This is a genomic window from Duganella qianjiadongensis (genome assembly GCF_009857915.1).
Taxonomy (GTDB): domain Bacteria; phylum Pseudomonadota; class Gammaproteobacteria; order Burkholderiales; family Burkholderiaceae_D; genus Rugamonas; species Rugamonas qianjiadongensis.
This window is the reverse complement of sequence record NZ_WWCM01000036.1, coordinates 1-13,631: the sequence shown is the minus strand read 5'-3', so window position 1 is coordinate 13,631 and position 13,631 is coordinate 1. Positions and strand designations below refer to the sequence as shown.

14 protein-coding genes and 2 pseudogenes are annotated in these 13,631 nt (G+C 49.0%); 4 read left to right on the top strand and 12 right to left on the bottom strand.

Going from position 1 to position 13,631, the window contains the following annotated elements; genetic code table 11:
• Positions 1–250: 250 nt before the first annotated feature.
• Both GTP27_RS22840 and GTP27_RS22835 read left to right on the top strand, forming a co-directional pair.
• Positions 251–508: a hypothetical protein gene (locus tag GTP27_RS22840; RefSeq protein ID WP_161041394.1), complete on the top strand. Its 258-nt coding sequence runs from the start codon at positions 251–253 to the stop codon at positions 506–508.
• Positions 509–975: 467 nt separating this feature from the next.
• Positions 976–1,869, top strand: coding sequence for a hypothetical protein (locus GTP27_RS22835; RefSeq protein ID WP_161041393.1), 894 nt, complete (start codon positions 976–978; stop codon positions 1,867–1,869).
• Here the strand turns inward: GTP27_RS22835 and GTP27_RS22830 are convergent.
• From GTP27_RS22830 to GTP27_RS22810, 5 genes are all read right to left on the bottom strand, one after another.
• The gene (locus tag GTP27_RS22830) at positions 1,866–2,186 is read right to left on the bottom strand and encodes a hypothetical protein (RefSeq protein ID WP_229634299.1); all 321 of its coding nucleotides are present in this window, start codon (positions 2,184–2,186) and stop codon (positions 1,866–1,868) included. The two genes, GTP27_RS22835 and GTP27_RS22830, sit on opposite strands and share 4 nt — an antisense overlap.
• Positions 2,183–2,515 carry a DUF1153 domain-containing protein gene (locus tag GTP27_RS22825; RefSeq protein ID WP_371865986.1) on the bottom strand — a complete coding sequence of 111 codons (333 nt, stop codon included), beginning with the start codon at positions 2,513–2,515 and terminating at the stop codon, positions 2,183–2,185. Before GTP27_RS22825 ends, GTP27_RS22830 begins: the two co-directional genes overlap by 4 nt.
• 201 nt (positions 2,516–2,716) lie before the next feature.
• Positions 2,717–3,850, bottom strand: coding sequence for a hypothetical protein (locus tag GTP27_RS22820; protein WP_161041391.1), 1,134 nt, complete (start codon positions 3,848–3,850; stop codon positions 2,717–2,719).
• 5 nt (positions 3,851–3,855) lie between these two features.
• Positions 3,856–5,454: a hypothetical protein gene (locus GTP27_RS22815; protein WP_161041390.1), complete on the bottom strand. Its 1,599-nt coding sequence runs from the start codon at positions 5,452–5,454 to the stop codon at positions 3,856–3,858.
• A 36-nt stretch (positions 5,455–5,490) separates the two neighbouring features.
• Positions 5,491–7,311 (bottom strand): hypothetical protein, encoded by a 1,821-nt coding sequence (locus tag GTP27_RS22810; protein ID WP_161041389.1) that lies wholly within the window; start codon positions 7,309–7,311, stop codon positions 5,491–5,493.
• 734 nt (positions 7,312–8,045) lie between these two features.
• Between GTP27_RS22810 and GTP27_RS22805 the strand changes: the two genes are divergently transcribed.
• Entirely contained in the window at positions 8,046–8,336 is a 291-nt protein-coding gene (locus GTP27_RS22805) for an H-NS histone family protein (RefSeq protein WP_161041388.1), read from the top strand.
• Between the two features lie 31 nt (positions 8,337–8,367).
• On the opposite strand, the pseudogene GTP27_RS23930 reads toward GTP27_RS22805, so the two are convergent.
• The 6 genes and pseudogenes from GTP27_RS23930 to GTP27_RS22775 all read right to left on the bottom strand — a co-directional run.
• Positions 8,368–8,445, bottom strand: a pseudogene (locus GTP27_RS23930) (integrase); the annotation flags it as partial.
• A gap of 85 nt (positions 8,446–8,530) precedes the next feature.
• Complete coding sequence (gene gmtX, locus GTP27_RS22795) at positions 8,531–9,079, bottom strand: gamma-mobile-trio protein GmtX (RefSeq protein WP_371865985.1); 549 nt, start codon at positions 9,077–9,079, stop codon at positions 8,531–8,533.
• 182 nt (positions 9,080–9,261) lie between these two features.
• The gene (gene tnpB, locus GTP27_RS22790) at positions 9,262–9,435 is read right to left on the bottom strand and encodes an IS66 family insertion sequence element accessory protein TnpB (protein WP_161041386.1); all 174 of its coding nucleotides are present in this window, start codon (positions 9,433–9,435) and stop codon (positions 9,262–9,264) included.
• Positions 9,432–9,713: pseudogene (locus GTP27_RS24405) on the bottom strand (transposase); the annotation flags it as partial. The pseudogene GTP27_RS24405 and the gene tnpB, both read right to left, overlap by 4 nt.
• Before the next feature lie 379 nt (positions 9,714–10,092).
• Positions 10,093–10,782, bottom strand: a complete 690-nt coding sequence (locus GTP27_RS22780; protein ID WP_161041384.1) for a choice-of-anchor E domain-containing protein — start codon at positions 10,780–10,782, stop codon at positions 10,093–10,095.
• Between the two features lie 141 nt (positions 10,783–10,923).
• Positions 10,924–11,649 carry a response regulator transcription factor gene (locus GTP27_RS22775; protein ID WP_161041383.1) on the bottom strand — a complete coding sequence of 242 codons (726 nt, stop codon included), beginning with the start codon at positions 11,647–11,649 and terminating at the stop codon, positions 10,924–10,926.
• A gap of 272 nt (positions 11,650–11,921) precedes the next feature.
• On the opposite strand from GTP27_RS22775, the gene GTP27_RS24100 reads away from it, so the two are divergent.
• Positions 11,922–12,263, top strand: coding sequence for a transposase family protein (locus GTP27_RS24100; protein WP_286173322.1), 342 nt, complete (start codon positions 11,922–11,924; stop codon positions 12,261–12,263).
• A gap of 14 nt (positions 12,264–12,277) precedes the next feature.
• On the opposite strand, the gene GTP27_RS22765 is transcribed toward GTP27_RS24100, so the two are convergent.
• Positions 12,278–13,443 (bottom strand): IS3 family transposase gene (locus tag GTP27_RS22765; protein WP_229634298.1). Its coding sequence is split into 2 segments (ribosomal slippage): positions 12,278–13,167 and positions 13,167–13,443, totalling 1,167 coding nucleotides; the frame shifts between segments, so codons are not numbered across the junction.
• Between the last annotated feature and the right edge of the window lie 188 nt (positions 13,444–13,631).

Genomic DNA, 13,631 nt, shown 5'->3' with positions numbered 1-13,631 from the left:
CAGCACCAGGCATGCAGCCTGCTGTTTGAACTCCGGGGAAAACGTACGTCTCTGCTTGCTCATCAAACACCTCTCCATGGCGAGTATTCTCGCCTAAATCAGTGTCCGGATACATTAAACCACTACACTACAGGCTGAATCAGATTTTATAAACTTGTTCTCGATAATTGACGAGGCTTGCTACCCTGCAAACAGCGATTGCCCTTGGACGAAGTACTTCGCGCCTAATGCTTGGGATAGTGGATTTCGGATGGAGAGACAGGTAGCGTCAATGCTTAGTTCACTAAATGAGTTGGTTCCCGGAGGCGTTAGCCGTAACGGCGTATCGGCTCGCCAACTTTTTTTGGCAATTCGTCGTTTTCTTATGACTATTGCCGAGTTAGATATTGAGCAAAAAGCTATACCTTTAGATCTTTGGACTGAATGCAATCAATATGCGCTGATCGCGGAAGCAGCGGCAGTCGCAAGTAGTGAAAAAAAACACCGTAAATTAAAGGTGACCTTATGAGCATCCCACACCTGCTAATTGGGCTAAAGCTTTCACCGTTACCTTTCGAATCGTACGATTCGGCATGTGCGCGATTAGGTTGGCGAAACGGAAAGGCTTATACACGCCTATTTGATAGTTCTGAAGAACATCGTCACTTCTTTACAGATAGTTTCCCCCGAGAACAATATTGGCGAACGTTAACTTGTTGGCAGGATAAACTAGAGAATTTTCGAGTCTCCGCTGTCCTATTAACAGTATTTCGATATTGCCCGTTTTGTCTACTAGGCGCATACCACAGCGTTTTTTTTTCCTACGAATTCATCCGTACCTGTCCCATACATGGCTGCGAATTAACCGATTTATGCCAACATTGTGGCGAGCGTCCATTTCCATTAAAGCCCGGCCAATGGCTACGCCGGTTTCAGTATCGATGCTCGCGGTGCAAAAAATTTCTGTGTGGCGCAGAGCCGAGTTTAGCAGAACACTTGAGCTTGCGTGACCACGCCATTATGATTGAACAAAGGTTTCGCCCTTTTCGGGATTACGCACGTAAGCTGAACTCGTATGTCACAATGAATCCCCGCCTTAAGGTTGAAGAATTAATGGCTGAATCTGAACGCTTTAAAATTTTTCATTCTGAAGAGCAGTTGCTTAGAATTATTCTTCACATGAATGCCGAAGCAGGAGAAAGTAGTGGTGCATCCTGCTTCCGTGGGATCGTAAGGTTGAGGTGGAATATTGATCGTTTTTCTTGGGGCGGAGACATTTCGAATAATGAACGAACTCAAGCTCGAGCGATAAAATTGAGACATGGTCAGTACAGAGCTACCCTGCGAAGGCTCGAACAATGGGTTTTTAATCAACAAGGCGAGATACATGACATTTCGGCTGCATGCGTTGCCTTTAAAAGGTCGGAGGAGAATGAAGAATGCATTGGAAGTTGGCCGTCACTAGTTTTGACCTACTGTTTGTTACGCTACACTATGGAAGGGCGTTATTTTTATTCCGCACCTAATTTTTATACTGCAACAATTATTAGCTTGCCATCACCTCTTGAAATTTGGTGTTTTTATACTCGTTTACTTCGCGTTGCTTTACATGCTTATTTACTAGGCCTGTTTGGAATCATTCATGCAATCGTTTTAAACCATAGTAATTGGCCTGTTCAAAAATTATTCGAGGGCCGAGGGTTCCCTGCAAGCGTTCTTGTTCCTATTCTTAACGGGCGCTTACGCGAAAGACAAAGAGGAATTATTTTATTCCCTAAAATCGATGGTATGCCGCTTTGGCCGTTCGTTCGATCGGACCGACCAATGGAAGATGTTAGGGAGCCTGACGGCTCGGAGTGCACAGTATTATCTAAATATAAAGTCAATTAGACCTTTGGGGAGTAAGCGTTGGCCCAGTGTCGTCTGGACTGCCTGACCAGCGTCGTAATACAGCCGCGCAGCTGGAAGATACGCTGCACGGTGTTCTTGTTGAAGCCAAGCAGGGCCGCAACAGTTCGATAGCCAAAGGATGGTTCTTCGTTGATCATCGCCTTGATTGGCTCGGCAAAGCGCGGCTGTACCTTCGGTCTTGCCTTGACGGATTTGTAGTACACGGTCCGGTGTGGCATATCAAACCACTGGCATAGTTTGCTGATCGAAAGCTTGAATCCATCTTCTTCCAGTCCCTGGCGGATCGTTTCGATCACTTCTCTTCCTCGCCCAGCAGGGACGCCAGCTTTTTTCGAGCACGCAGCTCAAGCATGGCTTCACCATATGCTTCCTGTAGTTCCTTGATCTGGCGCCCGTACTGCTCGCGCACATCCAGTGGCTTGGCACGCAGGGCGTTCTCCATGCCGCGCTTAGCTTCGTCGATCCATTCCTCGATTTCTGAAGGCGGCATATCGAAGGCACGGCTCGCCTCGGCAACCGTGGTTTTACCTTGAATGATTTCTGTGACCAACGCTGCCTTGCGCTTCGCTGTCCATCGCTTGACTTCTTCTTCCATGACCATGCTCATGTGATTTCCTTTCCGTATTATCACTTGAGCAGGAATTCACTGCGTCATTACAAACCTACGTTCGTGCGATGAGAAAGCTAAGTGCTGCTTGTTGAGTTAGGCTACTAGAACTGATCGTCTAAGGCCTAAATGCAAGCCGCCTCCTTAGTTTGCCTATTGCTGGGCAATAGACAAATCGTGCTTCCAGCTTGTCAATATACACAATTTTCTGGTGCGTATTTACGGCTTCACTAGTGCCCCAGTGGAAGAACTAAGCTTTGGAACCATGGATTTTTTATTCAGCTTAGAAGAAAAATTAGACTTTGGAACTGTAGGTTTTTTAAATGAATTTATTGAAGAAACGGCCTTTACAACTTTAGGTTTTTTATTCGGCTTAGTGGAGAAATTAGCACTTCCGGTAGGTACTTTCGTACTGATTGGGAAATACCCCTTTCCAAGTGGATCTGGTTTTACACCAGTAAAAGACATGCGTCTTGGAGTTGGTGGACCGTTTCCACTAATTTTCCATTCAGCGTTTGATGGCTGTTGATTTGATAAATACAAAGTACCTAGCAAAGGTTTGGCGAAGTCTTTAATTCGTGCCCACAAAAATTTCATATAAAACTCCCTTTCAATAATGGCATTTAATCGCTCATTTTGCGGGGGGGTGTTAAAGTAACTCATGTTACTTGCTTCAATAGCTCCAGCCATATTGTTAGTGGTAAAGGCTATAGCTTTGCCAACCATATCAACGGCAACATGGAAAGTATTCGAAGGATTATTGGGTAAAGGATTGTTTAAGCGAAACTCTCCAGCCGCTAGCACCGCACATCTGCGTGCTTCATCAACTTTTCCATGGTTCTTCCCTGTCGTTGCAAAGTAAGCTTTGTCGGGGTTGGTGGGATGTTGAAACTCATCATTGGGTTTATTATCAGACCGGGCAATTTGAAAACCAACCTGCACAGTCGGCAGACGGGGGCGGCTAAATAATTTAAACAATTCGATTGTGCAAGAATCGTGTAACTGCTGCTCAGTCATTCCTTCCATCAAATCTAAAATTGTTGCTGTTGAAATAGCCTCGTCTTTCCCGCCATCGGCATCATGCCAAGCTCCGTCTGCGGTTTTACGGAGGGCTTTGTCTGCCTTGGCTGCAATCATACTTTTAATAGTATCTTGAATTTTTCCCTCATTAAGATTTCCAAATTCATGATCAAGTTGTTGATTCAGGCTTGATAACTGAATCAATAATTTTTGGTCAAAACCAGATGCTAAATTCTTTCCCAGAAGGCGAGACCGGGATCTTAAATTATCTAGATCGTCACCTTGAACAATCTGAGGATAATTGTTTTGTAATGGATTCCCACTTTTTGTCATCGGTTCTACCCAATTGCAAGAGCCCTAATGGAATAAATTCCTGGCACAACTTGCGCGCCGGGGACATCAGTAGCAGAAACAGTGACTGTTATTTCATTCATTCCCAGAATCAAATAATCATAGAAGTCAGCAGAAGAAAAATCCTGATCCCTCAGCACAATAGTCGTCACATTATTAGAGCCACCACCATTTTCAGGAGTCTCCACATAGCGATAAAGTGTAGATAGTCCATTGATGGTCACCGCCATACAACAAGGTGATCCCGTTTGTGATATCCAATGCTTAATGTAGAGGGTGAAATTTTCAGTCTTATCGATAATTTTAAAATACACCTGAAAAGTCGCTGTACCGTTCGCTAAATCTGCTGTCATCGGATCATCGTTACTTGCCGGTGCAGTAAACCCGTTACCGGTAACCAATACATTGTTGGCACCCGACTTAATTCGAAATGAATCAGAAGCCACGGGCGGCAATTGAATAAACTGCGCTAATACAAATCCCACTACCGCTCCATTTCCATTTCCCGAACCACCAATGGGATCTAGAGCAATCTTGACTAAATCCATCGATCCATTTGGTGTAGATGTAAATTTGGTCAGCGTATCGAGTTTAGCAATAGCCGAGTAAGAAGTGATGTTTCCATCTGTATCCTTGACCGCATTCACTTCATGGGATGCAACAGTACACGTAATATTATGAGTAATAGTCAGAGTCTCCATCGCGCCACTGTATGTCTGAGGAACGACAACTTGCCATTTTGCTGTCGCTAAAAAATTAACGCCAAATAGCGAAAGCTGGCTTGGCGGAAAGACGTATCCCGACGTCTGATCCACTAACAATCCTTGGACAAAATTGGGAAGAGTAACTACATTCGATGACTGGTCTGTTCCCTCAACAATATTATGAAACTGAGTAACGTCCCACGGATATTCCTGTGCCCATACCCATGACGGTGCCGATTGCACCGGAACACTTGCATAACTTCCCCAGTTTTTTATACTCATCGAATTCGAACTGGACGCATTATGTTCAGCGTTGTTGGTTGAAGACGATCCATTCATCACTGAGGAATACGTCTCTTTTGCTCGACTATGGGAAAACGAACCGCCACGGGACGCAGTAGGTACGTCCCCCATCAAGCCTACCGAACCATTGACTTCAAATGTATTGGTACTTGTCATCGATTGGCCAGATGTTGTTTCCGATGTGGTAGTGTTAGCCGAACCACTAGATGTCGAATTCGCGGTACTAGTATTGACCGCTGTGTTAACTGTTTTCGGTGTGTATTCAAGCAACGTGTAAATCGCCCCTGCTGGCGCAGCGGCGATTTCCATACTTGTCACCAGCATAATCGGATAGTTCTCGTACTTGGCCAAATTTTTCTCGGTCAGAGTATCTAACCCAGCGCTATTCCATACATTGATACGCTGCTTGCAGGTCACAATGTAAGAACGTTCCGAGGACAGATTTCGAATATCGTTATATTCTCTAACCTCATACTCTGCAGTAATCAAACCAATCTCCGTTGTAGGAGTTGATCCGCTTGATCCTGAGATAATTGGGATTGATTCCCAGTAGCTGTAAACATCGTTTGGATTAATCACGCTATAGCTCCCAATATTAAATCGACAACTGAAATACTATGCAGGTTGGACGATGCTCGGATTACCAGCGCCCGATGATGTTGGATCCAGATAGCTAATTTGTACCGTCAGATCTCCAAATTCAGAAAATTCCACGTTATTGAATTTAAACGAACTAGCGCCCGGGAAGAACCAGGTCATGGAACTAGATAATGCCTCATAAACTACGTTTTCATAGCTATTCAACGCATTGATCAAGATCGTTTGCAAATTTTTATTCATATTATTCACATCGCCGAATGATTCTGTTCCTCCGCAGGCACCAACGTTAATTGAATTCAAACTCTGAGAATTATTTGTAAGAACATAATTTTTGTTTGTAACTAGAAGTTGACCTTGCTCATTGACACTAATAATATAATCCAATGACGCAGCAATATCGACCACGTTTGCATTCGAATTTGCCCCCTCTAAATGAGCATGCGCTGGGGATACAATCGTTAATGCAAGCGAAACGGTCGTAGTTCCATCATAAATACCCGCGCTATCAACGTTATTAATGCATGTTAACGTGCCGTTAAGGCTGTAATTCCAGTACGAAGAGGCGCTACCACAAATTCCACTACAATTCAAGCTATAGTCATATTGGTTATTACTAGAATAATGAGAATACGATGCTGTAGCAATCACATTTTTACTGGTTCCATCCGCAGCAATCCATGTAGCGGGATCTGGAGCAGATTGATAGCTAAAATTAAATTTACAAGAGCAATCGAAAGCCTTATCTTTAATGTCCTGTGAACAGCTTGTTTGAATTGAAAGCCCTCCGAAGCCTTGATTAAAAGCGGCGATTAGATAATTGGTAAACGTCAACCGTTCAATGGCCATCACTCCGCTGCATGTTTCATCGGAGGTCACCCATTGCCAAGTCGGATAGTTTGTACTAGTCGGTGGAGTATTGTTATCTGACATACACAGATAATTTAGTACACTAAGTCCGCGATCAGAACTATTCGGGGACACTTCATAATTTAGGCATGTCAGGGCCAAGGTGCCAGGAGCCACCGATCCTGTAGGTTGCTGAATGTAACTGATTGTAGACTGACCAGCTGGGATAGACTTCACATAGGAATCAATCAGCCCAGTAACAAAAGTGGTGCATTCAGGACTAACACCCGAAATACTAGGATACACGCCGTCTATTAACGTATTCAACAACAAATAAAGCTGCTGGATACTAAAACTCTCCTCGGGGATGGGCACTCCTTCCGACCCCGGCGCCGGTGACGCTAAATCGAAGTTCACAAGCCAACTAAATATCCACGGCGTGTCAACGGCCTGCGTAGAGTTGACCATTGTTACCTTACCGTACTTTTCTTGCACCTCCATTACATTTATGGAGGCAAAATACATGTTGTATGTCACCATCGTTCCTTGAACTGACAGCTCAACAATTTCCGGTACTTTTGTCCAAGTAGAATTAATCCCCGTGACCGCTTGAATTCCATACTGAAAGCCCGCTTCATAAAGAGATAACAGGGCTTTCTGGTTATCGTCAAGTGACGTCGTTGCTGTTTCTAGCGTAAAGTTCGTTGTATCTGGGATGGACTTTGGGTCTACAGAACAGATCGATGCAAATTGAGCAGAAGTCATTTGCGACGTAGTACCAGTAGTAATATCAATGACTATGTAATAATCAATTTTCCCGTTCAAATTCTCATAATATGTTCCCATCGTATGGTTGATCGCATCTTGTGTAACAGCACACGCTAAGTTGTACCCGATGGTAGACAAATTACTATCTGTAGCAGACATAAATTTTCCTTTATGGTATTTTTTGGGGAAAAAGCTATAGCCGTTTTCGATCGAAGCTGGCATTACAAACTGTTACGAATTATTTCAAAAACAGAACTAAGAACAAAGTGGATAGCAATTAACAATGTGAGATGCGTTTTTTGCGATACGGCCGTAACCGATTGTCCGCCTTAAATACTAACACCACCCCGAATAGCCCGATTCTTCAATTCGAGAACCCAAGGATTGCCGGTATCAATAAGGCAGGCTTCTATCGGCCAACCAGGTGCAGTTTCAATAAGGTGCATGAGCGATGAAGCGAACCCGAAGCATCCATTTTCCCCAAAAGCCCGACAAGTGCAATCGCCTCTTCGTCGCATATCTATTCCTCGCTAAATTCCACAGTCTGTCGCTGGCTGAGGCCGGTCATCGGGCTAAACTCTTTTTCTCTCTGAAGATTTGGTAGTGTCACCGATCGAAAAAATTTTCGCCTCATATTCCTGAACTAGCCCAGACAAACGTTCTAATCAAATTCCCTCTTCAGTACCTGCTCCAACTAACATTAACGCGTCAATCTCCTTGAGGGCTCTCGCGTATTCCTCTGAAGTTTCTATAAATTGAATCTCCATGCCGATCTATCTCTTTCAAGCTGCCTCATACCGTTTAGTTTAACGCTCCCGAATGATCTTCTAGTGCCAATATCAGCAGGATAGCATCTGGCACGGATGCAAAATACACGCATTATCACGATAACGTTTCCGCTGTGAATTCAGCCGCTGTACAATTAGCTCACAACATTTCACTCAGGACTCCATCCAATGTCTACATACCAAGACTATCAGAAACAAATCGCAGAATTGCTGGCCAAAGCTGAAGAGGCACGCCGCTCTGAAGTGACTGAAGCAAAGGCTAAGATCCGGGTGATCATGGCCGAATATGGGTTGACCTTAGCTGATATTGACGGCGTTGCGAAGCCCCCCAAAAAAGCCACCCGTAAGCCGGTCGAAGTCAAATACAAGGATGAAACAACTGGCAACACTTGGACCGGCCGCGGACGCGCACCGAAGTGGCTTGAAGGTAAAGATAAGAACCTATACCTCATTCGATAGATACTTCGCTGCGCGCCATCGCAATCCCACGTTACGCATCCGTTTGTTCAGCCATTTCCAGCGCATCATCGACTTCGATGCCGAGGTAACGCACAGTGCTCTCGAGTCGGGGACTTGTCAGTGAGGAATATCATAAGTACGGTCACGCAGGCGTTCCCGGCGTATTACTATCACATTCAAGTGTGCCTTGGTGCTTACCGGCCGAGAACCTTCTGAATGGCCGTAATGTAGCCAGCAGGATAGACAACCTGGCCGGTATCGGTCTTCAGCCACCCATTAGGTTCCGCCACCCAGCCCCAGTGCATCAGCGTGGCAGGGGCAATAGCACGTTCCAGAACGTTACGCTCCTGCTGGGCGAGATCAAAGGGCGGCGTCAAAACGTCGCTGCAAGTGGCGGTGTCGGGCCCATCCAGATACACCACGGCGTGTTGACTAGCCAGGTGCCGAAGCGCCGTGATCTGCCCGCGTGCCGACTCCAGCTCAGCGAGCAAGATTCCGATCCGGGTTCTAAGGACGGGATCGGAGACTCCCTCCAAGATGTCGTATAACACGGACCTTTTCCGTTTGGAGGCCTTCCTGGACTTGCCGTCGACGGCGCCGGCGAACGTCTTAATGAGCGCCTTGTAGTCGTCGCCTGTCTTGTCGCGGACCGCAGCGGCGGCAGGGCCACCGGCCGCTTCAGACAGGATTCCCAACAGATCTACACAGAACCGACGCCGGCCGAACTCACACAGGCGCTCAATGAGGCGGCTCAGCGCATGAGCGGCCAGCGCGCAGAAAAACTGTTCGCGGAGGCAAACTAATGGGTAGCTCCGTGTATTGTCAGATCGGCCGGTACCGGGAGGTAAAGTCTGTGATTACTGGGCATATGCTCAGGGTCAATGCGACTGCGGATAGCGAGTAAGCACAAGCCGTCGCCGGTCCACTACAGCAGCTTGAACAAGTCGCCGCGCCGGCCACGGAACACAAACACGTGAACACTGAACGGATCTTCTTCCAGTGCGGTTTGCACTTTCACTGGCAGGCCATTGAAACCGCTGCGCATGTCGGTAGCGCCTGCGGCCAACCAGACTTTCGTACCTGCTGGCAGCCCGATCATCGCAGCACGCGCTCCAGCACTTGTGCCATTGTGGCGGCGTTGGCCTGGCCTTCGATACGCAGCCGCACACGACCAATCTCAAGCGTGATGATTCCGGTAGGGGTTGGTTCAGCAGCAGGTGCTTGCGCTGGCGCCGTCACCACCACTGACAGCAACTCGTTGCCCTGCGCAGTTGCGCCGCCCACCAGCTGCCCTGCCTCGTATAGCTTGCGCCAGCTAAACACCTGGTTCGCATTGACTCCGTGCTCGCGAGCGAGGCGCGCTACAGAAACACCGGGCTGCATCGCCATTTCCAAGAGTGCTCACTTGAACTCCAAGGAATGCTGGCGGTACTTGCCGCGCGGTCCGCGCTCAATGACTGGTTGAAAATTTGTGTCCATAATTGAATTTGTGGGCACAACTGCTGTGCCAAAACTCGATCATGGCTCGGGGCGATTTTTACGTCCAGACGGTGCTGGCTTTACGCTTACTCTTGGATGATCCTAAGAACGGTCTGTTCACGCGCCGCGGCAGTGGCGCTGGCTAGCGTTAGTGCGATCATTTAAGACATGACTGGTTGCGGACATGATCATCACCGATATCCCGGCTTCGGAGGTGCGGCTTGTCGGTGTTAAGTTAAAACGGGCAACTGCTTGAGTCACCCGTAGAACTGGACTATCAGGCGTTTTTTTTTGCGGCTTGGCGGCGAACTAGACCCAGCAGACCCAAACCGCCAATTAGCATGGCATAGGTTTCTGGTTCAGGTACTGGTGCCGGTGCCGAGTAGTCGTAGGTAACTTTAACGCTGCCAGCCGCTGAAGTATTGAATTGCGACAGCAGGTTACCAGCGCCGCTACCGTTGGACAGACCAGTTGCTCCCAGTTTTAGGTTGATGGTGCCGCCGCCGGCTTGCGAGAATAGTGCAAAGTCGTTGCTTGCCAAGGAGGTGAAACTCTCGCTGTGGCTACTTTGGACTTGGCCAGTGACGACACCCGACGTGCCGGCAAAGTCAATCGCACCGTCAAACCCGCTTAGCTTGTAGCTGTTGCTGAAAACAGGATTAGTCACCACAATTGTCGAACCGTCTGGACGGGCCAGTTTCAGTAGCGAGCTCAGCGATAAGGTTACGGTCGACGCTGTAGCATCGAGCGATTCGGCTCTACCGCTGCCCGTCACGGTGCCTCCGAGTTCGAAGGTGATTGAGTTTAGGGTACCAAGGTTGGAATTGAATTTGCCGAAGGACAAAACGTCATTCCATGCGGTCAAGGTTTCGGCTTTGCTGGCGCTGAAAGAAATAGTGTCAGCCTGAGCTGCACCGGTTGCGCCGAATAGGCCAGCAGCGGCCAGAGCAATAGAGATTTTTTTCATGAGATCCTCGGTAAAAAAGGTGGGGAGGGCTTAAACATTTTGAAACTATGAGTGACATTTCAATAATAATGTTATCGCATGTTTAATTGCAATCCACCTTTCCCGACGGAATGTGACTAAATGTGACGTTGCTGTTGCTGGCTAAGCGAAGTCGGTCTCTTCAAAGCGGATTTCGCCAGCAAAGCAATAGCCAACCGAGTGCACTGTGCGTAGGGGAGCTTCAATCCCTATTTGGTTCAGAACTTTGTTGCGCAAGCGCCTGATCAGTGTGTCCAGCGAACGGCTGCAATGGTAGTCGTCTCGTTGATACAGGCGGGACAGGATAGTACGTTTCTGTACCGCGCTGCCTGGTTGGGCTGCTAGTAGCTGCATAAGGTGCAATTCCTTCTGGCTTAGCAAGATTACGGAACCTTGGCCGTAGCGTAGTGTCCATTGGGTCAATGAGATTTGCCATCCTTGCGTCGAGGGCGTGGCACAGGCCTGGACGGATGCCGCTGAACGGCTACGGGCCGCCACGCTGAGGATAACGGCAGCCAGTTCGCGGCAATCGACAGGCTTCACCAGATACGCATCTGCACCCGATTGGTATCCTTTGAGTTTATCGTCGATGCCGCTGCGCGCCGTCAGGATGACGACACCCATCTGGTAGTTGGCACGCGCATATTCGGCAAGCACGAAGCCCTGCTGGTCAGGTAGATTCAGGTCCAGTATGGCAATCTGGAATGCTTGGCCGAGCAAGGCCTGATAAAACTCGCTCGCGTTGCTCACTGCCGTGATGGGAGTGTGGTGTAGAGACATCCATTCAGATATGCTTTCGCGTAGATCCTGATCGTCCTCGACCAGAATGACTCTGAGGGCTTCGCTCATGTATCATTCTCCTGTTTGGCTAGGGGAAGTTTCAGTGGGGGAGGTTGCGCCTCTATTGTGGTTACTTAGGTCGATGTCACTGGCATACAGGTTGACGATGGGCGGCACTAGATACAACTCCATGCCACTGGCAGCCACATTGCGTGTGCGGTCGACCCCACAATATTTGGTTCTTCACGGAATACCGGGAAGTAATCTAGAAATGAGAAAGCGGTGAAGAAAAGATAGACTAGTTGTGCGACCAACAAGTGCTTTCTTAACCCACCGCTTCCATGACGAATCTTAAACTCAGTCTCCCGTTCTGGGAAGGCTTCCTTGTCTCAAATTTGGAAAGGCGCCCTGGCGCAACCTGGATCACGTTGGAGCCCGATGCCGGTGTTCCCCCCGTTTGTCCTATGTGCAGCGATACCTGTCCGATTCATGAAACGACATGGCGCACAATTCGTGACATGCCCATGCTTGGCGACCCCGTATGGTTGCAAGTACCGCTTCGGCGTGTTCGCTGCGACAATTGTGGCGCCCGAGTTGAACGCGTTAGTTGGCTCGACCGCCACGCCCGCATGACGCGACGACTGGCTGACTTCGTAGCACTGTGTGAGGTGTACTGTCAATAGTGGACACTTCCGTTTCAAGCAGCCAGCGCTTGTTTGCTGAAGTTCTCAGCGAACCTCGCTGGCGATACGTAGCCAAGGCGCGAATGACGCCGCTGGCGGTTGTAGAAAATCTCGATGTACTCCCTGATTGCCGCCTCCGCGTTGGCGCGTGTAGCGTACTTCTGATGATGAACCAATTCGTTCTTCAAGCTGCCCCAGAAACTCTCCATCGGTGCGTTATCGAAGCAGTTCCCCTTGCGCGACATGGAGGCCTGCATACCGAACTGCGCGACCAGCTTGCGGTAATCGTCAGCACAGTACTGGCTCCCTCGGTCGGAGTGCATAATCAGCCCTGGTGCCGGCCGCTTACTCTGAAAGGCGCGCCACAACGCTTTCGCTGTCAGTTCCTGCGTCATTCGCGCGCCCATCGCATATCCGACCATCTCGCAGGTGAAGACGTCCTTGATGCCCGCCAGGTAGAGCCATCCTTCCTCGGTGGCGACATAGGTTATATCGCTAACCCATGCCTCGTTCGGGCGCCTCGGTGCGAACGTCTGCTCCAGCAGGTTTGGCGCCACTGGGAAGGCGTGCGTCGAATTGGTCGTGGCCTTGAACTTTCGCTTTTGCTTGCAGCGCAGGCCCAGTTCCCGCCGCAGCCGTATGATACGATCACGACCTGCGTCAAAACCTTGTGCGGCCAGCTCTGGCTGCAAGCGCAACGGCCCGTAGGTCTCGCGCGTCTGTGCATGCGCGGCCTTAATGGCAACCTTCAACCGCTCATCGTCCTGCCGTCGCTGAGACGGTGGTCGATCCCCCGCCGCATAAAAGCCGCTGCGCGACACCGAAAAGACCCGGCACAACAAGCCAAGAGGGTATTCGAGCCGCACAGATTTCATGAACGCGTACCGGGCAGCGACTCCCTCGCAAAGTACGCGGTGGCCTTTTTTAGCACTTCCTTTTCCATCCGTTCCACGGCAAGCTCCTTGCGCAACTTGGCCACTTCCGCCTCCAGTTCGGCGACACTGCGGCTACCAGGCGGCGCAGCGGGATCGGAATGCCGCTTGGCAGCACTCACCCAATTCGCCAGCGTCCCTTTCGGTATAGCGATTCGCTTAGCGGCTTCCTCGAGCGTCAGACCTTGCGCCAGTACCAGCTTCACTGCTTCGGCCCGGAACTCCGGTGTGTATATTGTTGAGTTCATGACCTCACTCCCTTTGATAAGTTTATCAAATGGAAGTGTCCAAAAAACTCAGGTTACCTCAGTGGTGCGAGAAGTTGGCCGTAGCCCATGTTTGCAAGCTTTCTGGTCTGCACTGGGAAACTGTGCGCAAGATCGACCGCCAGCGCCTTGAACGACGCCTCTCAGAATTGCCAGAAGCGCAGCCGACG

Excerpts from the sequence above, each read along its gene's own strand:
- GTP27_RS22780 (WP_161041384.1), bottom strand. The coding sequence starts at position 10,782 with ATGAAAAAAATCTCTATTGCTCTGGCCGCTGCTGGCCTATTCGGCGCA.
- GTP27_RS22805 (WP_161041388.1), top strand. The coding sequence starts at position 8,046 with ATGTCTACATACCAAGACTATCAGAAACAAATCGCAGAATTGCTGGCC.
- tnpB (WP_161041386.1), bottom strand. The coding sequence starts at position 9,435 with ATGATCGGGCTGCCAGCAGGTACGAAAGTCTGGTTGGCCGCAGGCGCT.
- GTP27_RS22840 (WP_161041394.1), top strand. The coding sequence starts at position 251 with ATGGAGAGACAGGTAGCGTCAATGCTTAGTTCACTAAATGAGTTGGTT.
- GTP27_RS22820 (WP_161041391.1), bottom strand. The coding sequence starts at position 3,850 with ATGACAAAAAGTGGGAATCCATTACAAAACAATTATCCTCAGATTGTT.
- GTP27_RS24100 (WP_286173322.1), top strand. The coding sequence starts at position 11,922 with ATGACGAATCTTAAACTCAGTCTCCCGTTCTGGGAAGGCTTCCTTGTC.
- GTP27_RS22775 (WP_161041383.1), bottom strand. The coding sequence starts at position 11,649 with ATGAGCGAAGCCCTCAGAGTCATTCTGGTCGAGGACGATCAGGATCTA.
- GTP27_RS22810 (WP_161041389.1), bottom strand. The coding sequence starts at position 7,311 with ATGCCAGCTTCGATCGAAAACGGCTATAGCTTTTTCCCCAAAAAATAC.